We start from the raw sequence: 19,520 nt of genomic DNA, 5'->3' as shown, positions 1-19,520 counted from the left end.
TTGGTCAGTTACTAATAATAGGCAAAACGCCTCACTTTGGCAATATATTTGGCAAGGCGAATAACCTGGTGGCTGTAGCCATACTCGTTATCATACCATACATATAATATAACATTTTTGCCGTCGGCACTTACAATGGTAGCATTGCTATCGTAAATGGCAGGGGCAGGTGTCCCCACTATATCGCTGGATACAAGCTCGTTATTAAGCGAATATTTTATTTGCTCTACAAGCTGGCCTTCCAGTGCATAATGTTTTATGATCTCATTGATCTCTGTAACAGATGTAGCTCTTTCAACCTCAATGTTTAGTACAACAAGCGATCCGTTAGGTACCGGCACACGTATGGCATTACTGGTAAGCTTGCCGGCTAAAGAGGGTATAGCTTTTGCCACAGCACTCCCAGCACCGGTTTCTGTAATAACCATGTTGAGTGCTGCAGCACGGCCCCGGCGGTATTTTTTATGCATGTTATCAACCAGGTTTTGGTCGTTGGTGTAAGCATGTATTGTTTCGAGATGGCCTTTTACAACTCCTAAAGTATCTTCAACGGCTTTAAGTACCGGTGTAATAGCGTTAGTGGTGCACGATGCCGCCGACCAGATATGGGTAACATCAGGGTTGTATTCTTCGTGGTTTACGCCATACACAATATTTGGCACGCCTTTACCGGGAGCAGTAAGCAAAACTTTTTCTATACCGGCGCAGCTTTTATGGCGCTTAAGTGCATCGGCTGTGGTAAAGGCCCCTGTATTATCTATAAGAAGGGCATCGTTAATGCCATAATAGGTATAGTCTATATCTTCCGGTGCCGATGCGCTAATGATATGAACGGTAGTGCCATTAATTATAAGCGCATTATTAAAAGGATCGGCAACTACAGATCCCTGAAAGTCGCCATGAATAGAGTCGTATTTTAATAAAGAGGCACGTTTAGCAAGCAGTACGGCATCATCTTTATCGCGCACTACAATAGCACGAAGCCTTAATTGTGCGCCTTTACCTATTTTAGATACCATTTCGCGGGCTAAAAGCCTGCCTATGCGGCCAAAGCCATATAGTACAACATCTTTAGGAACAATGTTTTTAAAATCTTTAGCTCCTTTAAGTTTATCTGCAATAAACGATGTAACATCATGGTGCGGGTTTTCCTCTAAATGATACTCGTAAGTAAGTTTGCCAATATCTATACGGGAGGGGGGCAGTTGCGCGGCCTGTATCGCGCGGGCAATCATAACTGTATCAAAAACATCAATTGGCTTTTTTATAAATTCTCCTGCATATTCGTGCAGGTTTATAATCTCTGCCACACTTTTATCTATAAGCTGGTTCCTAAAAAGTACCAGTTCTATAGATTTATCATACCATAATTCGCTTACAATATTAATAAATTCTATACCAGCCTTTCGTCTTCCGGCCTGGTAAGATACTTCCTTTTCATATAAAAGAGCGTTATTCATTCTGTAAAAGGTTAGTTGTGTTGTTGTGCTGCAAATGTAAATAATTTCAATCGTTTTCGTAAAATTATTTTCCATATTTTTTAGGGATAAATTAAAGAAAAGCGTGTTTATCACGAATTAATTAGATTTTACATATAATTTACTAATGTTATAATTTTCTTAAAAGCTATATTTTTATGATTTTTGTTAAATATTGATTAATTTTTTTGTTATTTTTATAAATCATTAATCTTAAAATAAATGTTATGAAAAAACAATTACTTTGGCACTTTGCGTTAATAACCTGCCTGTTATTTTTTGGGAATAATAGTTTTGCGCAAATAAATTATTCCGAAGGTTTTGAAAGCGACACCTTTGCATGGGATGATAATGAATTTTATGCTACCGAAGACCTGGTTTGTAATGGGGTAACATCTTTTGCAGGAGAATCTTTTACACTTTCAGGATTTAATATAAGATCTACAACTACAGCTCTTATAGGTACATCTAATGGCCAGGAAGTAACGCTCTCTTACAACTACAAAATTTTAGATTATAATTCTGAGGAAGCAGTATTAAACAGTACAAATTGGGGAAATTTTAAAGTCTTATACGCTTCTAACTCTTCCGGTCCATGGACAACCCTTGAAACTATAACTCCCGATAACCATATAGAATCTAACAGCTGTACCTTAAGAACACTAATGTTTACCCCTCCTGCCACCGCACTTTACCTGCGTTTTATTGTTACGGCAAATCCTGCAATTGACGACACAGATATCTTATTGTACATAGATGATATAACTGTTACTCAGCCTGCCTCTGAAGCTTGTGCCGGTACTCCCGGTGCATCTGCTACAATTGCGGCATCTGCAGGTATTTGTAATACGGCAATGGCTTCATTGTCATTGAGTCCTGCTTATACTGCTACAGGCCTTACATTTCAATGGCAAACTTCTACAGATAATGTAACCTTTACAGATGTGGCAACAAACGGAACCGGCAGTATGTATGAGGCTGCACAAACCGAATCTACTTACTACAGGGCAGTAATAACCTGTACTGCAAGTGGCGAATCTGTTAACAGTACATCGGTGCAGGTAGTTAATACAGGTTTGGACTGCCCTTGTGCGCTCGAATTTACTGCAGGTATTGAGCCAATATCGCGTGTGGTTTTTGCAGGTATTGATAACGCAAGCTCTGAGGAGGTAAATGGATCTGCGGGTCAGGAAAACTTTACGAATATACCTCCGGCACAAGTAATGTTAGGTCAAACTTATCCGATAGCGGTTGAAGGTAATACGGATGGAGATTTTGAAAATTATATTACAGTTCTTATCGATTTTAACCAGGATGGGGATTTTACAGACGAAGGCGAGGCATTTGAGGTGGATACCATTGAAAACTCTACAGGTGTTGATGGCCAACAGGCTACAGGTACTATTGTGATACCTGCTACAGCACTAACCGGATTAACTAATATGAGAGTGCTGAAGCTTTATGATGGTTTTTCGGAAAACGGTTGTTCAGATGAAGACGGTAGCGGCTTTGGCTACGGACAGGGAGAAGATTATCTTGTTAATATCTCAGAATTTGTGGCTGGCGTAGAAGGCTTTAATGCTTCTAACTTTAAATACTATCCTAACCCTGTAACCAATGTACTTAATCTAAATTATGTAAATGCTATTACCGGCATAGAAGTATTTAACCTTTTAGGACAAAAAGTTTTAGATAAAACTGTTAATCAAAACAATTCTCAAATAGATATGACATCGCTTACTGCAGGAACTTACATGGTTAAAGTGACGATAGATGGAGCATCAAAAACCATAAAAGTTATCAAACAATAATTTTTTAATTTTCTGATTTAGTTTTTATAGGAACGGGTGGCTCATGCTGCCCGTTTTTTTGTTTAATGCCGGGTGTTTTATTAAATTTGTTAAATATATTAACACCGGCACAAAGTCAGGTTAAACCGGGTCTTGCTATTGTTAACCAGTTGTTTATGGTGTAACTTTAATGTAGAATTAAAATTTAAATCACCATGAAAACTACACTACATTTTATATCAGGGCTGTGCCTTACAGCAGTTCTGCTTTTTACCCAAAACATAAGTGCCCAAATAAATTATGCGCAGGATTTCTCATCTTCAAACCATAAATGGACAACGTCTGACTTTGTTGTAACCGATGTTGCCGTTTGTAATAACCCATACGCCTTTAGGGCGGCATATAAAAATAGTGCCAACACTGCCACACCTGCCGTTACTTATTCGCCCAGCCTGGGTGTGAGCAATGGCGAAAGGGTAGTGTTAACTTACAGTTATAAAGTGCTTATGTATGATAAGGTATTACCCTATCAGCCTGCGGCTGGGAATAACTGGGGAAGTTTGCTGGTTCAGTATGGGCCTACACAAAATGGTCCCTGGAGCGTTGCCGATAATGTAACAGCAAGTAACCACATACCATCAGATAATTGTGCAATACGGCAGGTTGCCTTTACTCCTGCAAACGGTAGTAACGTATATCTTAAAGTTACTGCCGGTAATGGTACTGATTTTACAAATCAGTTTTATGTATATTTAGATGAAGTAAGTGCCGTGCAGGACGGTATAACCATTACATCCACATTTGCAGAGAGTGCCGTAAAAGTATATCCTAATCCGTTTACAGATTATGTGCGGGTAGAATACCCGGGTGTTATAAATAACTTGAGCATATTTAATAACCAGGGGCAGGCCGTAAATGTAGACAGTATAGGTACTGATTATTCCCGACTTGATTTAACAGCGCTTACAAGGGGCAATTACACTCTGAAAATTACCGGAGATGATAACACTGTAAGCACAATTAATATAGAGAAGAAAGACGTGAACTAATTGTTTACTTCTATAAAATAAAACCCCGGCTTACGCACTAAGCCGGGGTTAACTATTTAAAAACAAAGGATAATTTACATTATAAAACGCACTACCTGTCCGCTTTTTGTAAGCATCTCTACACGTACGCGCTGGTTTTGGTTTTTATTGCCCAATATACCGCTTACAGTTTCTATATCGGTAGCTTTAGTGTTATTAATACTTAAAATAATACCTCCTTTAAGCTCGTCGTAGTAAGGCATGTAATCTTCATCGGTAATTTCTTTGATCCTAACACCATAATCAAGCTTAAGCTGCTTTTTCTCGGCAGCGGTAAGGTCCTGCAGTTCAAGACCGGAGTAAGTAAAGCTGTTAATCTCGTTTTTGCTTAGTTTAACAGGTACAACAACCAGGTCGTCATCGCGCTTAAGCGTAACTTTTACCACGTCATTTGGACGCTTTGTAACAATGGCGGCATTTAGGTCAGAAAATCCGTTAACGGCTTTTTCATCTATCTTAACAATAATATCACCTTTTTTAATGCCGGCTTGCTGGGCGCCACTTTTATCTACCACACTTTGCACATAAAAGCCCTGGGTATCTGTAATGCCAAGTTCTTTGCTCACAGTGCTGTTAAGTTCGCCACCCTGTACACCAAGAACACCACGCTGCACATTGCCGTACTCCATAATATCTTCTATAATTTTACGGGCAATGTTGCTTGGCACTGCAAAAGAGTAGCCTACATAAGAACCCGTTTGAGATGATATCATGGTATTGATACCTATAAGTTCGCCACGCGTATTAACCAGTGCACCGCCACTATTACCCGGGTTTACGGCAGCATCGGTCTGTATAAATGACTGAAGGCCATCTTTGCTAAGGTTTCTTGCCTTGGCCGAAACGATACCGGCAGTAACTGTACTGGTAAGGTTGTAAGGGTTACCTACGGCAAGCACCCATTCGCCCACCTTCATATCGTCGCTGTTGCCAAAGGTGGCATAAGGCAGCTTATCTTTAGTATCTACCTTAAGTAGGGCAATATCCATTTTAGAGTCGGTACCCACGAGTTTAGCTTTGTACGACTTATTGTTGTTAAGTGTTACCTCAAGTTCAGATGCGTTTTGTATCACGTGGTTGTTGGTAACAATGTAGCCATCGGCAGTAATAATAACACCGCTGCCGGTACCTATCTGCGGTTGTGGCTGGCCACCGCGCGAGCCGTAGAAAAACTCCATCATGGGGTTGCTTGCTGTAGCGTAAGATGTGTTTTTAACGTGCACTACGGTATGCACGGCCTTATCTGCAGCGGCAGTAAAATCAACATTTTCGGGGCCGCCCATAGATACGTTTCTTGTGTAAGATGATTGTGGAGCAGCTATTGATAAAGCAGAACTGGAATTGTTGTTATCAAATACCAGTTTGTAAGCTCCAAGAGTAGTGGCGCCGCTAAGCAGGGACACTAAAAACAGACTTGAAATTCTTTTCATAATAAAAAGCAGTATTTAATTTTAAAAGGTTAAAAAATAGGTTAAAGTGCGGGTTGTATCATGTAAAATATATCGTTTATATTTGTACTTTTGCCTTACTTATCTGCACAAATGGAATACACTTTTTACAAATACCAGGGTACCGGAAACGACTTTGTCATGATAGACAACCGCGATGATATATTTCCCAAAAATGATACCAAACTTGTTGCGCAACTGTGCGACCGTAAATTTGGCATCGGGGCTGATGGGCTTATATTATTAGAGAACGGCGGAAGTACCGATTTTCGTATGGTATATTATAATTCTGACGGAAATCAGAGCAGCATGTGCGGCAATGGCGGCAGGTGTATCGTGGCTTTTGCCAATGCTTTGGGGATTATAGATAACGAAACCGAATTTGACGCAACCGATGGCCGCCATCATGCTACAATAGATAGTAATGGTATTATATCTTTGAAAATGAAAGATGTAAATACCGTATCGTTATATGAAGATTATGTTTTCCTGGATACAGGGTCGCCGCACCATGTAGAAATGGTGGAAGACCTGCCTAACCTTGATGTAAAAGGCATTGGCGCTAACATAAGGTATAGTGGCCTGTATGGCAACCAGGGAACAAATGTAAATTTTGTAAGCCAGGCTGCCCCTGACATTTTTTCGGTTCGCACGTATGAGCGCGGTGTAGAAGATGAAACTTTGTCTTGTGGTACAGGTGTTACCGCTGTGGCTCTTGCCATGAAAATGCTTGGTAAAACCGAAGCGGACAGTGTAACGTTGCAAACACCGGGCGGACACCTTACAGTATCTTTTAAACAGGACGGCAAAAAATTTACCAATGTTTACCTTACCGGGCCGGCTCAGTTTGTTTTTAAAGGCGAGGCCGAATGGTAACCTTAACAGGAAACACTATTTACCTGCGGGCTTTAGAGCCGGAAGACCTGGAGTTTATTTATAAACTGGAAAACAACGAAGCCATGTGGGATGTAAGTAATACACAAACTCCATACAGCCGGTTCCTTATTCGCCAATATTTAGAAAATGCCCATCAGGATATTTATGAAGTGAAGCAATTGCGCCTTGCCATTTGCAAAATTGGCAGTTTTGAAGCCGTGGGCCTTATAGATCTTTTTGATTTTGACCCTGTAAATAACAGGGCAGGTGTAGGGATCATTGTTCAGGATACGGCCGACAGGCAAAAAGGTTTTGGAGGTGAAGCTTTAGGGCTGGTTATAGAATACTCTTTTAAAAAACTGCAACTCCACCAGTTATACGCAAATATAGATTTGGCGAATGTTGCAAGTACAATGCTTTTTACTAATTTTGACTTTGAATTAATAGGGATAAAAAAAGACTGGAATAAACGCGACAATGTTTATTTAGATGAAGCTATTTATCAATTAGTTAACAAATATTAAAACTTAAAACTTTGAATTTTAAAAAAATCATTGCTATTGCATCGGTTGTAGTAGTTATAGTGGGTTCTGTGTATGCATACTTTATGTATCAAAAAATATTTACGGCCAATACAAAATTTAATGAAAGTGAAGTAGCGATTTATGTACCTACCGGAGCTGACTTTAATAAAGTAAAAGAGCTTGTAAAACCGTATGTTGAAAATATGGACAACTTTGAAACGGTTGCCGAAATGAAAGAATACCCTAAATATGTAAAAGCTGGTAAATTTATACTAACAAACGGTATGAACAGCAACGACATTATAATTGCTATGCGCCAACCGCTAACGGTAAACTTATCATTTAATAACCAGGAAACCCTGCAAAGGGCAGTAGGGCGTATTGCGCAGCAAATAGAGCCGGACAGCCTGCAATTGTTACAGGCATTTACTGATAAAACTTTTCTTGAGGAAAATGGCTTTAACGAAGATAATGTGCTAAGCATCTTTATACCTAATACATACGAATTTTTTTGGAACACTACGGCAACTAAAGTAAGGGATAAACTTATTAAAGAATACCGCAAATTCTGGACGCCCGATCGTTTAGCTAAAGCAGAGGCGCAGGGGCTTACTCCGTTGCAGGTTTCGGCCTTAGCTGCCATCGTGCATAAAGAAACCGTAAAAAACGACGAGAGGCCGCGTGTGGCGGGTGTATATCTTAACCGCTTTCATAAAGGTATAAAGCTCGAAGCCGACCCAACAGTTATTTATTCGATTAAAAAAGAGTCGGGCGATTTTGACCAGGTTATAAAACGCGTGTTCTTTAAAGACCTTCTTACAGATTCTCCTTACAATACCTATAAGTATGGCGGCCTGCCACCGGGGCCTATTGCCATGCCCGATGTTACTGCTATAGATGCAGTGTTAAATCCGGAAAAACATAACTATATTTATTTTTGCGCAAGCGTTACAAATTTTGGCTATCATGAGTTTGCGGTAACGGCGGCACAGCATGAAGTTAATCGTCAAAAGTACGTTGCCTGGGTAGAAAAGATGGGTATAAAGAGGTAAATTCTTACAAAAATATTTTAATTCCCGAACAGTTTTACGCCTGTTCGGGAATTTTTTTGCCATAAAATGGGTGTTAAATTATCTTAACTAAATGTTTTGGTAACCCCTTTATTTAAGGGAGATTGCAGGGATACAACTACAAAAATAACGGTCTTAACATAAAGTTAAAACGAGGCTTTTTGCTAAGGTGCTGTAAATCAACCTTTGTTTTTGTGTATATTTGTAGCCTGTGAAATTCATAAAGTGACAGTTTATGAGCAATTAAAACTCATGATAAAAAAATGGACGTACTTTTTGGGCTTAGCCCTTTTTATTGCAACGGTAAGTTCTGGCTTTAAGGCCAAAGAAGAAAAACAATTTGGCAGGATAGAAGGTTTTCACCTTGCCGAAGACGAGATTACAAATTATTCTGTTCCTACAATTGATGAAACCGCTAAGGTTATTAACTTTAATTTTCCATTTACCGGAAAATCGTATATCGGCTTTAAACAGGCTATAGGTATAAAAGAAAGCCAGGGCCTTTACAAACTTGTTAACCGCTACGGTTACATGGGTAAATACCAGTTTGGCAAAAGCACGCTACGTGCGCTGGGCATTTACAATACTGCAAACTTTTTAAATAATCCCGGTTTACAGGAACGCGCCTTTAAGGCATTGCTGTGTAAAAACAAATGGGAACTAAAAAGAGAAATTGATAAATTTGATGGCAAGATCATCAAAGGCGTAAAAATTACCGAATCGGGCCTTCTTGCTGCTGCACACCTTGCCGGTGCAAACTCTGTTAAGAGCTTTTTGCGAACAAACGGTAGCAAAGGCTATAAAGATGGTTTTGGTACCTCATTAAAAAGCTACATCAGGAAATTTGGCGGTTATGATACTTCTGCTATTATAGCACATCCTGAACCTAAAGTAAGACTTAACTAAACAAGCTCTTTATAAATTATATTTTAAGCCCGAAACTTTGTTTTGGGCTTCTTTAAGTTTAATAGCCTGCTCGTTCAGCATTGTCTCTGTGCTTTTTAGGTATAATCTGTTGTTACTGTTTTTTAGCTTTATGTACGATTTTTCTGAAAGGTGCTGGATATGGTTTTTTTGAAGCGATTTTAAAAAACTTCCATACGTAATATTTTCAAAAAAAATAATTTCGTTGGCATTGTTAGTAAGTATATAGCTACTTACATTTTCCTGAAGTTTGATGGATTGAGCACGTAATTCCTGAAATTTTTCTGTTAATTCCTTCTTCTTTTCTTTGTGTGGAGAGCTGTTGTTTAAAATTTTAAACAGGACATAAAGTACTATAATAAATAGCAGCGACATTAAGAGAATTAAGTCGGGAAATAATTGCATGGCTGTAATTTGAGTTGCTGCTAAATTACATAAAATTGTATGTTTTTAATTGTGTTTTTGAGCAGACGATGCAGAAAAAACAATTTTTTAATTTTGATGCTGTTTTTTTAACATAATAATATTATTGAGGTTTCCCGTAAGGAAATTTCCTTTAAATTCATTATGAAATTTGATATGCCTGAAATTTTATCAGACTCCAAACCCCTACAAAACATTAAATATTTATGCTGAATTTAATGGTTAATGGTATGTTGTACTTTAAGACTAACTAAGTTTATCAGTAGCAACCCTGTAGCTTGGGTCCTCAATAATATTTACATCAATAATGGTTTCTGCATTTTTAAGCAGCAACAGGCAGTCATGGCTAAGGTGCTTTAGGCGTAATATTTTACCCGAATCAGTATAACGATGGGTAAGCTTGTTGAGTGCCTCTATAGCCGACATATCGGTTACGCGGCTTTCTTTAAAATCTATAATAACTTCCTGTGGGTCGGTATTTACAGTAAACTGTTCGGTAAAAGTAGTTACAGATCCAAAAAATAGTGGCCCGTAAACTTTGTAGTTCTTTACAGTATTTTCATCAATAAAGCTTTCTACCCTTATTCGTTTGGCGCTTTCCCAGGCAAATACCAGTGCCGATAATATTACTCCAACGAGAACGGCTAAAGCGAGGTTGTGCAGCACTATAGTAATTAACGCCACTGCAACACCTGTAAATATATCCTGTTTGGGCATTTTATTGATTACCTTAAAGCTTGCCCACTCAAAGGTACCAATGGCAACCATCATCATTACACCTACTAATGCTGCCATAGGGAGCCTGCCTATAACAGGTGCGCCAAAGAGTATAATCAATAAAATTGTAATTGCAGCAATAATGCCCGACAGCCTTGCGCGCGAACCCGCCGAAAGGTTAACCAGTGTTTGCGCTATCATTGGGCAGCCGCCCATGCCAAAAAAGAAACCGTTGGCAATATTAGCGCCACCCTGGGCAATACACTCACGGTTGCTGTTGCCACGCGTACCGGTAATTTCGTCGACCAGGTTAAGGGTTAGCAGTCCTTCGGTTAAGCCTACGGCAGCCATTATGATTGAGAAAGGGAATATTATTGCAAGGGTTTCAAAATTAAAAGGGATATTAGGGATATGAAAAGGAGGGAAGCCACCCTGTACCGATGCGATATCCTGAACCGTTTTAGTAGGTATACCAAAGCCTATCACTATTAAAAACACCACAATTATTGCTACTAACGATGCCGGCACGGCCTTAGTGATTTTGGGTAAACCTATAACTATCGCGATGGTAAGTGCCACAAGCCCTGCCATTATATATAAAGGTGTACCGCTTAGCCATTCTTCATGGCCGTTTAACATTTTTTTAAACTGCCCTAACTGCGACATAAATATTACCACAGCAAGGCCATTTACAAAACCGTACATAACCGGTTGCGGCACAAGCCTGATGAATTTACCCAGTTTAAAAACGCCAACGAGTATTTGTATTACACCAGCCAAAGCCACAGCAGCAAACACATAATCTAAGCCATGCATTTTCATTAATGCTATAAGCGTTATAACTGTTGCACCCGCACCGCCCGAAACCAACCCCGGCCTGCCGCCAAATATAGCAGTAATAAGCCCCATTAAGAAAGCGGCATGCAAACCCACCAACGGAGGAAAACCGGCAAGTATGGCAAACGAAAGCGACTCCGGTATCATGGTCATAGCCACGGTTAAACCGGCAAGTATCTCGTTTTTATAATTTACTTTCTGGGAAAAATCGAATAATCTGGTTTGCATAATGATGTATAGGTTTTGCAAAGTTACAAAGTAGAAAAGAATTAAATGCTACAAAATTTTATAGGCTGCATGCAAACTTAAATATATTTATCGTAATATTGCGATATAATAAAAAATATAATGGGTCTTACCAAATCGGCACAATTTACAGATGCGCAAAATGAACTTTCGGCATTGGCAAAAGCCATTGGCCATCCTGCCCGCATTGCAATAATAGAGTATTTATTAAGTGTAGATACCTGTATTTGTGGCGATATTGTAGAGGTGTTGCCGTTAGCCCAGGCTACAGTATCGCAGCATTTAAAAGAACTTAAAAATGCCGGGCTTATAAAAGGGAATATTGAAGGGACTGCGATTTGCTATTGCATAGACGAAAAAGGATTTGAAAGGACAAAATCGTTTTTTGATTATGTAATGGTGTCGCTTCAAAATAAAAGAAATGAATGTTGTTAATTATTAAATGCGTTTTTTATGAAATTATCTGAAATTAAAAAAAACTTGGATACAGCCGAAGCTGTAAATTTTAAACTTCCTGATGGAACATTTGTTCCTGAAAATTTCCACGTAACCGAAGTAGGTATGGTGACAAAAAATTTTATCGACTGTGGTGGAGTAGTGCGCAGAGAAGAAGTTGCAAATTTTCAGTTATGGGATGCCAACGATTTTGAGCACAGGTTAAAGCCTAAAAAATTACTTGATATTATTAGCTTGTCTGAAAGTGTACTCGGTATGGGTGATTTTGAAATCGAAGTGGAATACCAAAGTGAAACCATTGGTAAATACAATCTTGAATTTGATGGAAAAGATTTTGTTTTGGTAGCCAAACAAACGGCCTGCCTTGCACAGGATGCCTGCGGAATACCGGCTAAGCAAAAAGTGAGTTTGCAAATGTTAGGTAGTCAGGAAGGATCTGCATGTACACCCGGAGGTGGATGTTGTTAAGAATATAATTATGAAGAAGATATTAGTTTTATGTACCGGTAACAGCTGCCGCAGCCAGATTGCTGAAGGATATTTAAGGTATTTTGCCAATGGCAATGCCGAAATATATAGTGCAGGAGTGGAAACCCATGGTGTAAACCCATGGGCTATTGCTATAATGAAAGAGGATGGTATTGATATTTCTGCCCATACCTCAAACAATATTGATGAGTATTATAATATTGAATTTGATTATGTAATTACCGTTTGCGACAATGCTAAAGAGCGTTGCCCTTATTTTCCAACAAATGCACGAAAGTTTCATTACAATTTTCCCGACCCTGCTAAAGCACAGGGAACTGAGGATGAAATTATGGAAGAATTCAGGACAGTGCGCGATATGATAAAAGATTATTGTAAGAATTTCATCAATGATAATCTTCTAAGCACCTAAGCTCCTTAGTATCTAAGCAACTTTCTCCTAAAACTTATGTACTATAAAAATACATGGCCTGTTGTGCAGGTCGGGTACTTCTTTTTTCCATTGGGCAACGGTTTTGGTTTTGATTAATTCTGTTGGCAGGGTAATATCTGCCGCGATGCAAAGGTGGGTAGTGGGCTGCAGGGCAAGTAAAATTTCTTCCAGCATTTTATTATTGCGAAAAGGCGTTTCTATAAACAACTGCGACTGGCTTTTGTCCTGAGATAGTTTTTCGAAGTTTTTTAAGGCGGTACGTTTTTCACCCTTATCTATAGGCAGGTAACCGTTAAAGGCAAAGCTTTGCCCATTCATACCGCTTGCCATCATGGCCAGCAATATAGATGAAGGCCCTACAAGCGGAATAACCTGTATGCCTTTTTCGTGTGCCAGTTTTACAATGGCTGCGCCTGGATCGGCAACGCCGGGACATCCGGCTTCGCTCATTAGCCCAATATTTTTACCTTCCATGCAGGGTTGTAAAAAACCGGCATGTTCGGATGTTTTTGTGTGCTTGTTTAAAACAGAAAGCTTTAAGTCGGGCTGTTTTTTTGTTGGTAGTATTGCCTTAATAAAACGGCGGGCAGTTTTTTCGTTCTCTACTATATAATGGTCTATAAACTCAATAGATTTTTCTATGGTTACCGGCAGTACCTCTTTTGGGTCGGCATCGTCGCCAAGCGGCACAGGCAGTAAATATAGTTTTCCTTTAGGAGACATAGACATAGACGTAGACATGGTATTGAAGTATTAATTGGCTGCAAAAATAGCGATATTAAATTACTTTATTACGCGATTTTAATGTATCTTAGGACTAATAAAATCAACATACCATGAGCAACTTCACCAAAACAGTCGAGATATTCAGCGGATCTTCTATAGAAAGTATGGGTATCATGAATTTACTGGAAAGCAATGGTATACCTGTTTATGAGGATAATGCGCTTATGGCAACTATAGAACCATTTGCTGTTTCGCCGGGCGGGTTTGGTTCTTCGGTTATAAAGGTAGCGGAAGAAGATTATGAAAAAGCCCTTAAAGTACTTGACGATTATAATAATGGCATTAACGAGATAGGTGATGACTCGTTATTGTAATAAGGTAACTAAATAAATACTATTTTATATGCATAGAAATTAAGGGCGGGTTGAGTTTAGATTTGTAGTCGCTCCTGATTTACTTAGGCAAGTATTCTTTAATTACACCAGATTATTTTAGATTAAGATCTTTATATAAAATATTTACTACTTTGTTTACTTCCACTGCCATATCTAAATAAGGGTTAATATTTTCAAAATCATGCTTATTAAAACCGCAAAAAAAATTAATCTTAGTCATCAAATCCATTACTGCTTTTGTACTTTCTTTATTCAGATATATACTATTACTTACAAAAGCATTATTTAATATGTTAAGGGTTTCAACTGATCCTTTTGCATCGAAACTTCGTTCAAGAAATGGATTATTGTAAATACTCGGCTCTAATTCAAATCTATAATTAATAAGAATCTTGTGAAACTCATGAAATGCTCGGATTTTGTTTTGATACAGAATGTCTATACGTTTAGAGCGATTTGAAAGTTTATGAGTTACAATACCTACTATAATCCCGCTTACAATTGGTGAAAATATAGCAAGCCATTTGAAAAATTCTGTGATTTCCATTAATTCAGGTTTTAACAAAACTAATAAAAATCTCTGTAATAAGTTTTTGTTGATTTATTTTTCAGCGTAAAAAGTATATAGTTACAATAATTTAAGAATGTTCCTTAATTAATTTAGCGGCAACAAGTTCGCAAACTTCGTCGAGCATATCATACACGCTGTCAAAATCTTTGGCACTGCCATAATAAGGATCGGGTACATCAACTTTTTGCCCGGGAAATATCTCGTCCATCATCAATATCACTTTCGCTTTACCCTCTGGAGTAGGGGCAAGGCGTGTAACATCTTTAAAGTTAGAGGAGTCCATTACAAAAATATGGTCAAAATCTATAAAGTCAGATTTTTTAATTTGCCGTGCCTTTTGCATGCTAATGTCAAGCCCGCGGTTTTTTGCGGCAAGCACAGAACGATGGTCCGGACCCTGACCGGCATGCCAGTCGCCCGTTCCGGCAGAATCTACCATAAATTTACCGGCAGGCAGTTTAGACTGGAGTATACCTTCGGCCAGTGGCGACCGGCAGATATTACCCAGGCAAACCATTAAAATTTTAATGGGCATTATACAGATAGTTTCTTGTTGATGTCGTCAACAAATTTACGGAACTGTTTATCGGTAGTAACAAGGTTATCAATTGTTTTGCAGGCGTGCAGTACGGTAGCGTGGTCACGGTCGCCTATTTGCGAACCGATGTTTGCCAGTGATGCCTTTGTAAATTTCTTGGCAAAGAACATGGCAAGCTGCCTGGCCTGCACCACATGGCGCTTCCTGGTTTTAGACTTTAATGTATCTACATCAAGCTGGAAATAATCCGACACTACTTTTTGAATGTAGTCTATAGATATTTCGCGCTTTACGTTCTTTACAAATTTTTCTACCACCATCTTGGCAAGCTCCAGCGTTACCTCTCGGTGATTGAAAGATGACTGGGCAATTAACGATATTATAGCACCTTCCAGCTCGCGCACATTACTCTTAATGTTGCGGGCTACATATTCTATAATTTCTTCGGGCATCTCTACACCATCGCCAAAAAGGATATTTTTTAATATCGAAACACGGGTTTCATAATCGGGCTGGTGCAATTCTGCCGAAAGGCCCCACTTAAAGCGGGACAGCAATCGCTGCTCAATATCCTGCATGTCTACAGGAGCTTTGTCTGATGTAAGGATAACCTGTTTTCCGTTTTGGTGCAGGTGGTTAAAGATGTGAAAAAACACATCCTGTGTACCGGTCTTGCCCGAAAGGAACTGAACATCGTCTATAATAAGCACGTCTATTAACTGATAGAAGTGTATAAAATCGTTACGGGTATTGCGTTTTACAGAGTCTATATACTGTTGCGTAAAGATCTCTGCAGATATGTATAATACGGTCTTATCCGGATACTTATCTTTAATCTCGATACCTATAGCGTGTGCTAAGTGGGTCTTGCCTAAACCTACACCACCAAAAATAAGCAGTGGGTTAAAAGATGTACCGCCCGGTTTATTGGCCACAGCTAATCCTGCCGAACGTGCCAGCCTGTTAGCATCGCCTTCAAAAAAGTTATCAAAGCTGTAATTTGCATTAAGCTGAGACTCAATTTTTAGGTTGCGTATGCCGGGAATTATAAAAGGGTTTTTAAGTTCCGGGTTTTTATTTTGCAATGGCACATCTACCTCCTGTGGTTTAACAGGGGCGCGGTGGGCACTTGGCAACTGCTCTGTAAAGGGCTGTTTATTGCCAAAAGTGTTTTCCATTTTAATTTTATAGAGTAACTTAGCGCCGGTGCCAAGCTCTTTAGTAAGGGCTACTTTTAACAATTTTACATAGTGCTCCTCCAGCCATTCATAAAAGAATTTAGAGGGCACCTGGATATACAGCGCGTTGTCGGTTAACTCAACTGCCCTGATGGGTTCAAACCAGGTCTTGTAGGCCTGATCCTGAATATTGTCTTTTATGAATACCAGACAGTTTTCCCATACCGATTGCGCAGTTTTAGTCATATATCCTGAATCTTAGTTGTTTATTAAAAGTTGTCTTACAAAAAGGAGGCCAAAGATTACGCCCCTTTTAGGGAGAACAAATATGGACACAAAATTCCTCAAAAAAAAACTTTGGGTGTATTGATTTTAATAAAAAAATATTGTAAGCACCATAATCTAAAATTAATAAAATATTAACATTTAAAATATATGAATTTTCACGAATTTAAAGTACGCGTTCGCTATGCAGAGACCGACCAAATGGGGGTTGTATACCACGGTAATTATGCACAATACTTTGAGATGGGGCGTGTAGAATGGCTTAGAAATCTGGGGCTTAGCTATAGTGTTATGGAAAAGCAGGGGGTCATGCTGCCGGTAGTTTCCTTGACAATAAATTATAAAAAACCTGCCCGCTATGACGACCTCTTAACTGTAAGAACAATCTTTAAAAAACAGGAGTCTGTTAAGATAGAATTCGACTATGAAATATACAACGAAGCAGGGCAGTTATTAACAATAGGCAACTCTGTTTTAGTGTTTGTAGACATGAAAACCGGGCGCCCTGTTTTACCTCCGGAATACGTTAGGGAGAGTATAAATTCTATAGGGAAATAGTCTTCAGTCGCAGTCTCAGTAAACAGTATTGCCGCAAAGTTAAGAACTGAAAACTGCGACCGTGACTGATCACTTTACCACCACCTCATACAAATTTTCAAATGCCGCAAGTACCATTGGGGCATTTTTTTTGCGTGTAGCGATTACAATTTCGCAATCCATTTCCATTTTTTGAGATATTATATCCAGGTTTTTTTCCTTAATAACGCGCATAACTTTGTTCATAACCGCATAGCCAAATTTAAGGGTGTACTGCACGTTGATGGTTTTCTCTATAATATCGGATGCTTCGAGCGCCATTTGTGCCGATGTGCGGTACGCCGATATTAACCCACCAACGCCCAGCTTAACACCGCCAAAATATCGAACTACCACCACAAGCACATTGGTTACCCCAAAACTTTGTATCTGACCATAAATGGGCATTCCGGCGGTGTTGTTGGGTTCGCCATCATCGTTAGTGCGGTAATAAATTTTATCGGTACCCAACTGAAACGCATAGCAGCAATGCCCGGCAGAAGAATGCTTTTTCCTAACTTCTTCCAGCAGGGGTTTTACTTCGTCTTCTCTAACAATGGGGAATGCGTAGCCAAAGAACTTGCTGTTCTTTTCTTTAAACAGCGTTTCTTCAGACGGGGCAGAGAGGGTTTTATAAGTGTCGTTTTGCAAATCCGGTTATCTTATTCGTTTCAATAAAACTTCAGGATTTCTTTTAGTGTGTAATATGGCATAAATGGTAATTTGCATCAAATTATCATCTTTTTGATAATATATGGCATAGGGAAATCGGTTTACTAATGCAAGCTTTAGATTACTGAACTTTGTTTGATAATGATCAGGGTATTTTTCAATATAGCCAAACTCTAAATTAACTTCAGCACGAAATTCTTCACCAAGGTTTTCTCTTTGTTCATTATACCAGTCTTTAGCTTCAGTTAATTCTTTATAGGCATTAGATAAGAGTATCAGTTCGTATGCCATTACCAGGTATCTTTTACATCATTCCACCTTACTACATCGGTAGGATTATTTTTATGGTGTTCTAATCGATCTATTAAAATTGCTTTATGAAAATCCGGGATTTCATTATCAGTATTTAAAACACTTTCAAGTTGTTCCATCACAGATTCATTTTCTACTTTCATGAGCATCTCTATAAAATGATATTTCCTTGCCGCTAAGTCCATGAGTTAATTCTTTTGCACAAAGATAAATATAATTCTTTTTAATAATTATGCAGTTTTCCAAAAGGATAATTTAATAATGCGAAGTTAGTTAAGATATATGGAAATGAAAAATTGAGTATTATTGTAATAAAATCAAATTATGGCTTACCAACTAAAAAAAATAATTAGATATTTTTTAATGCTAACAGGTATCACTATATTATTTATATTTTGTTATTTGTGTTTTGGTGGCTATATAATTACAAACAAACAAGAACGCCAGCAGCTTTTCAAAGATATAAAGTTAGCTCCAAAACTTCCGGATAATTTTTTAAAGGTTTACAAAACATTATATCCCGAAGCTCTTAAGAATAATGGTTGGCATTATCTTTTTACTAATGAAGGTTTTAATAAACAAATTGAATCTCCCTCTGTTGAAATGGCAATTTTATATGGACAAACCAGATTGCATGGAAGCTTTGGCTATTTTGTTCAATACAACTTTATGATTGAAGATAATATTACTCAGGAACAATGTTTAAACAGAATTCTTCAGGTTACTGATTTCGGAAGGGGTATTATAGGTGTCGAAGAAGCCTCAAAGCAATATTTTCATAAACCTTTGAAAATGTTAAGTGATATGAAGACACTTGAAATTATTACCCGTATACAAAACCCACAACTATATGATAAACAAAGAAGGCCTAAAATTTTTGAAGACAGGCTCAACACACTTAAAAATCAATTCAGAAAAAACAAGTCTGAATTATTGAAAAGTTAATTTTTAACACTGAACACTTTACATTGCTTACTGCTTCTCTTCCTCATCCAGCTTAACGCCGCTTTTCTCAAACGATTTTACTGTATCTACGTCGCCTTTTTGTAGATTCAATGTTACAAAGCCCGGTTTTCTGTATGTGAACCAAAAATTGAATATATAAAACTTAATTATAACGCAATCTATTCGCACAAAACACCAAAATCACTTTAAACTGCATGTGCTGTTTAAAGACACAATGATATTTGAATCGGAGCTGATGAGGAGCAACATAGCATTCTATAATGAAGGGATACAGGTAAGTAGTAGTACTACCTATTTTCTTCAGGATAAAGATAGAGAAGCGATTAACAAGATACTTATTGATAATACTATTGTAGCTTCTACAGATACTATTGCCTTAACAGATTATAGTTATGGAAAGAAAGTGTACCGATTTTATATTTATATAGCCGTTGCTGTCACTGTATTTACAATTGTATTGACGATGTTTGGTTAGGTTTTAAGGGCTTTTTTTGTTATGTTT

The 19,520-nt window shown here is 38.3% G+C and carries 24 protein-coding genes; 13 read left to right on the top strand and 11 right to left on the bottom strand.

The annotated features are described in order from the left end of the window. Positions 1-11: 11 nt before the first annotated feature. Entirely contained in the window at positions 12-1,460 is a 1,449-nt protein-coding gene (locus F565_RS0103875; protein WP_020211887.1) for a glyceraldehyde-3-phosphate dehydrogenase, read from the bottom strand. Positions 1,461-1,705: 245 nt separating this feature from the next. On the opposite strand from F565_RS0103875, the gene F565_RS0103870 reads away from it, so the two are divergent. Both F565_RS0103870 and F565_RS0103860 read left to right on the top strand, forming a co-directional pair. Continuing rightward, positions 1,706-3,289 (top strand): T9SS type A sorting domain-containing protein, encoded by a 1,584-nt coding sequence (locus F565_RS0103870; protein WP_020211886.1) that lies wholly within the window; start codon positions 1,706-1,708, stop codon positions 3,287-3,289. Positions 3,290-3,483: 194 nt separating this feature from the next. After that, positions 3,484-4,317 carry a T9SS type A sorting domain-containing protein gene (locus tag F565_RS0103860; RefSeq protein WP_020211884.1) on the top strand — a complete coding sequence of 278 codons (834 nt, stop codon included), beginning with the start codon at positions 3,484-3,486 and terminating at the stop codon, positions 4,315-4,317. 74 nt (positions 4,318-4,391) lie between these two features. Here the strand turns inward: F565_RS0103860 and F565_RS0103855 are convergent, their stop codons facing one another. Then, positions 4,392-5,786, bottom strand: a complete 1,395-nt coding sequence (locus F565_RS0103855) for a S1C family serine protease (RefSeq protein ID WP_020211883.1) — start codon at positions 5,784-5,786, stop codon at positions 4,392-4,394. A 111-nt stretch (positions 5,787-5,897) separates the two neighbouring features. On the opposite strand from F565_RS0103855, the gene dapF reads away from it, so the two are divergent. The 4 genes from dapF (at position 5,898) to F565_RS0103835 (ending at position 9,180) form a co-directional block, all read left to right on the top strand. After that, the gene (gene dapF, locus F565_RS0103850; protein WP_020211882.1) at positions 5,898-6,680 is read left to right on the top strand and encodes a diaminopimelate epimerase; all 783 of its coding nucleotides are present in this window, start codon (positions 5,898-5,900) and stop codon (positions 6,678-6,680) included. Next, positions 6,674-7,204, top strand: a complete 531-nt coding sequence (locus F565_RS0103845) for a GNAT family N-acetyltransferase (RefSeq protein WP_020211881.1) — start codon at positions 6,674-6,676, stop codon at positions 7,202-7,204. The genes dapF and F565_RS0103845 overlap by 7 nt, the downstream gene beginning before the upstream one ends. Positions 7,205-7,215: 11 nt before the next feature. Further along, positions 7,216-8,256: an endolytic transglycosylase MltG gene (gene mltG / locus F565_RS0103840; RefSeq protein WP_020211880.1), complete on the top strand. Its 1,041-nt coding sequence runs from the start codon at positions 7,216-7,218 to the stop codon at positions 8,254-8,256. 270 nt (positions 8,257-8,526) lie between these two features. Further along, positions 8,527-9,180, top strand: coding sequence for a hypothetical protein (locus F565_RS0103835; protein ID WP_020211879.1), 654 nt, complete (start codon positions 8,527-8,529; stop codon positions 9,178-9,180). A 9-nt stretch (positions 9,181-9,189) separates the two neighbouring features. Here the strand turns inward: F565_RS0103835 and F565_RS0103830 are convergent, their stop codons facing one another. Beyond that, entirely contained in the window at positions 9,190-9,603 is a 414-nt protein-coding gene (locus tag F565_RS0103830; protein WP_154652525.1) for a hypothetical protein, read from the bottom strand. 264 nt (positions 9,604-9,867) lie between these two features. Further along, positions 9,868-11,403: a SulP family inorganic anion transporter gene (locus F565_RS0103825; protein WP_020211877.1), complete on the bottom strand. Its 1,536-nt coding sequence runs from the start codon at positions 11,401-11,403 to the stop codon at positions 9,868-9,870. A gap of 120 nt (positions 11,404-11,523) precedes the next feature. On the opposite strand from F565_RS0103825, the gene F565_RS0103820 reads away from it, so the two are divergent. From F565_RS0103820 to F565_RS0103810, 3 genes are read left to right on the top strand one after another with little or no spacing between them, the layout of a single operon-like run. Further along, positions 11,524-11,856, top strand: a complete 333-nt coding sequence (locus F565_RS0103820) for an ArsR/SmtB family transcription factor (protein ID WP_020211876.1) — start codon at positions 11,524-11,526, stop codon at positions 11,854-11,856. 18 nt (positions 11,857-11,874) lie between these two features. Beyond that, positions 11,875-12,345, top strand: coding sequence for a DUF6428 family protein (locus F565_RS0103815; protein WP_020211875.1), 471 nt, complete (start codon positions 11,875-11,877; stop codon positions 12,343-12,345). 10 nt (positions 12,346-12,355) lie between these two features. Beyond that, complete coding sequence (locus F565_RS0103810; protein WP_026299872.1) at positions 12,356-12,778, top strand: arsenate reductase ArsC; 423 nt, start codon at positions 12,356-12,358, stop codon at positions 12,776-12,778. Between the two features lie 27 nt (positions 12,779-12,805). Here F565_RS0103810 and F565_RS0103805 read toward each other — a convergent pair whose 3' ends face one another. Next, the gene (locus F565_RS0103805) at positions 12,806-13,528 is read right to left on the bottom strand and encodes an SAM-dependent methyltransferase (protein WP_020211873.1); all 723 of its coding nucleotides are present in this window, start codon (positions 13,526-13,528) and stop codon (positions 12,806-12,808) included. A 107-nt stretch (positions 13,529-13,635) separates the two neighbouring features. Here F565_RS0103805 and F565_RS0103800 point away from each other — a divergent pair, with 107 nt between their 5' ends. Next, on the top strand, positions 13,636-13,899 hold the full coding sequence (locus tag F565_RS0103800; RefSeq protein WP_020211872.1) for a putative signal transducing protein: 264 nt from the start codon (positions 13,636-13,638) through the stop codon (positions 13,897-13,899). 112 nt (positions 13,900-14,011) lie between these two features. On the opposite strand, the gene F565_RS0103795 is transcribed toward F565_RS0103800, so the two are convergent. The 3 genes from F565_RS0103795 to dnaA all read right to left on the bottom strand — a co-directional run bounded on the left by F565_RS0103795 (position 14,012) and on the right by dnaA (position 16,453). Then, entirely contained in the window at positions 14,012-14,467 is a 456-nt protein-coding gene (locus F565_RS0103795; RefSeq protein WP_020211871.1) for a hypothetical protein, read from the bottom strand. Positions 14,468-14,558: 91 nt separating this feature from the next. Further along, positions 14,559-15,026 carry a low molecular weight protein-tyrosine-phosphatase gene (locus F565_RS0103790; protein ID WP_020211870.1) on the bottom strand — a complete coding sequence of 156 codons (468 nt, stop codon included), beginning with the start codon at positions 15,024-15,026 and terminating at the stop codon, positions 14,559-14,561. Next, complete coding sequence (gene dnaA, locus F565_RS0103785; protein ID WP_020211869.1) at positions 15,026-16,453, bottom strand: chromosomal replication initiator protein DnaA; 1,428 nt, start codon at positions 16,451-16,453, stop codon at positions 15,026-15,028. The genes F565_RS0103790 and dnaA overlap by 1 nt, the downstream gene beginning before the upstream one ends. Before the next feature lie 189 nt (positions 16,454-16,642). Here dnaA and F565_RS0103780 point away from each other — a divergent pair, with 189 nt between their 5' ends. Next, on the top strand, positions 16,643-17,050 hold the full coding sequence (locus F565_RS0103780) for an acyl-CoA thioesterase (protein WP_020211868.1): 408 nt from the start codon (positions 16,643-16,645) through the stop codon (positions 17,048-17,050). Positions 17,051-17,119: 69 nt separating this feature from the next. Here F565_RS0103780 and F565_RS0103775 read toward each other — a convergent pair whose 3' ends face one another. The 3 genes from F565_RS0103775 to F565_RS0103765 are packed head-to-tail and all read right to left on the bottom strand — an operon-like array spanning position 17,120 to position 18,237. Then, positions 17,120-17,719: an IMPACT family protein gene (locus tag F565_RS0103775; protein WP_020211867.1), complete on the bottom strand. Its 600-nt coding sequence runs from the start codon at positions 17,717-17,719 to the stop codon at positions 17,120-17,122. A 6-nt stretch (positions 17,720-17,725) separates the two neighbouring features. Next, complete coding sequence (locus F565_RS0103770) at positions 17,726-18,031, bottom strand: hypothetical protein (protein WP_020211866.1); 306 nt, start codon at positions 18,029-18,031, stop codon at positions 17,726-17,728. Continuing rightward, on the bottom strand, positions 18,031-18,237 hold the full coding sequence (locus F565_RS0103765; protein WP_020211865.1) for a hypothetical protein: 207 nt from the start codon (positions 18,235-18,237) through the stop codon (positions 18,031-18,033). Before F565_RS0103765 ends, F565_RS0103770 begins: the two co-directional genes overlap by 1 nt. Positions 18,238-18,376: 139 nt before the next feature. On the opposite strand from F565_RS0103765, the gene F565_RS0103760 reads away from it, so the two are divergent. Both F565_RS0103760 and F565_RS0103750 read left to right on the top strand, forming a co-directional pair. Continuing rightward, positions 18,377-18,997, top strand: a complete 621-nt coding sequence (locus tag F565_RS0103760; protein ID WP_020211864.1) for a transglycosylase domain-containing protein — start codon at positions 18,377-18,379, stop codon at positions 18,995-18,997. Between the two features lie 235 nt (positions 18,998-19,232). Further along, on the top strand, positions 19,233-19,493 hold the full coding sequence (locus tag F565_RS0103750; RefSeq protein ID WP_020211863.1) for a hypothetical protein: 261 nt from the start codon (positions 19,233-19,235) through the stop codon (positions 19,491-19,493). The last annotated feature ends 27 nt before the right edge of the window (positions 19,494-19,520 follow it).

It is taken from the genome of Flavobacterium rivuli WB 3.3-2 = DSM 21788 (assembly GCF_000378485.1).
Lineage (GTDB): Bacteria > Bacteroidota > Bacteroidia > Flavobacteriales > Flavobacteriaceae > Flavobacterium > Flavobacterium rivuli.
Note: the sequence above shows the minus strand (reverse complement) of the source record. Positions and strands in the feature narration are given on the sequence as shown.

What these genes read in the sequence shown, in the direction of transcription:
- F565_RS0103875 (WP_020211887.1), bottom strand. Translation starts at nt 1,460, where the DNA reads ATGAATAACGCTCTTTTATATGAAAAGGAAGTATCTTACCAGGCCGGA.
- F565_RS0103870 (WP_020211886.1), top strand. Translation starts at nt 1,706, where the DNA reads ATGAAAAAACAATTACTTTGGCACTTTGCGTTAATAACCTGCCTGTTA.
- F565_RS0103860 (WP_020211884.1), top strand. Translation starts at nt 3,484, where the DNA reads ATGAAAACTACACTACATTTTATATCAGGGCTGTGCCTTACAGCAGTT.
- F565_RS0103855 (WP_020211883.1), bottom strand. Translation starts at nt 5,786, where the DNA reads ATGAAAAGAATTTCAAGTCTGTTTTTAGTGTCCCTGCTTAGCGGCGCC.
- dapF (WP_020211882.1), top strand. Translation starts at nt 5,898, where the DNA reads ATGGAATACACTTTTTACAAATACCAGGGTACCGGAAACGACTTTGTC.
- F565_RS0103845 (WP_020211881.1), top strand. Translation starts at nt 6,674, where the DNA reads ATGGTAACCTTAACAGGAAACACTATTTACCTGCGGGCTTTAGAGCCG.
- F565_RS0103835 (WP_020211879.1), top strand. Translation starts at nt 8,527, where the DNA reads ATGATAAAAAAATGGACGTACTTTTTGGGCTTAGCCCTTTTTATTGCA.
- F565_RS0103830 (WP_154652525.1), bottom strand. Translation starts at nt 9,603, where the DNA reads ATGCAATTATTTCCCGACTTAATTCTCTTAATGTCGCTGCTATTTATT.
- F565_RS0103825 (WP_020211877.1), bottom strand. Translation starts at nt 11,403, where the DNA reads ATGCAAACCAGATTATTCGATTTTTCCCAGAAAGTAAATTATAAAAAC.
- F565_RS0103820 (WP_020211876.1), top strand. Translation starts at nt 11,524, where the DNA reads ATGGGTCTTACCAAATCGGCACAATTTACAGATGCGCAAAATGAACTT.
- F565_RS0103815 (WP_020211875.1), top strand. Translation starts at nt 11,875, where the DNA reads ATGAAATTATCTGAAATTAAAAAAAACTTGGATACAGCCGAAGCTGTA.
- F565_RS0103810 (WP_026299872.1), top strand. Translation starts at nt 12,356, where the DNA reads ATGAAGAAGATATTAGTTTTATGTACCGGTAACAGCTGCCGCAGCCAG.
- F565_RS0103805 (WP_020211873.1), bottom strand. Translation starts at nt 13,528, where the DNA reads ATGTCTATGTCTCCTAAAGGAAAACTATATTTACTGCCTGTGCCGCTT.
- F565_RS0103800 (WP_020211872.1), top strand. Translation starts at nt 13,636, where the DNA reads ATGAGCAACTTCACCAAAACAGTCGAGATATTCAGCGGATCTTCTATA.
- F565_RS0103795 (WP_020211871.1), bottom strand. Translation starts at nt 14,467, where the DNA reads ATGGAAATCACAGAATTTTTCAAATGGCTTGCTATATTTTCACCAATT.
- F565_RS0103790 (WP_020211870.1), bottom strand. Translation starts at nt 15,026, where the DNA reads ATGCCCATTAAAATTTTAATGGTTTGCCTGGGTAATATCTGCCGGTCG.
- dnaA (WP_020211869.1), bottom strand. Translation starts at nt 16,453, where the DNA reads ATGACTAAAACTGCGCAATCGGTATGGGAAAACTGTCTGGTATTCATA.
- F565_RS0103780 (WP_020211868.1), top strand. Translation starts at nt 16,643, where the DNA reads ATGAATTTTCACGAATTTAAAGTACGCGTTCGCTATGCAGAGACCGAC.
- F565_RS0103770 (WP_020211866.1), bottom strand. Translation starts at nt 18,031, where the DNA reads ATGGCATACGAACTGATACTCTTATCTAATGCCTATAAAGAATTAACT.
- F565_RS0103765 (WP_020211865.1), bottom strand. Translation starts at nt 18,237, where the DNA reads ATGGACTTAGCGGCAAGGAAATATCATTTTATAGAGATGCTCATGAAA.
- F565_RS0103760 (WP_020211864.1), top strand. Translation starts at nt 18,377, where the DNA reads ATGGCTTACCAACTAAAAAAAATAATTAGATATTTTTTAATGCTAACA.
- F565_RS0103750 (WP_020211863.1), top strand. Translation starts at nt 19,233, where the DNA reads ATGATATTTGAATCGGAGCTGATGAGGAGCAACATAGCATTCTATAAT.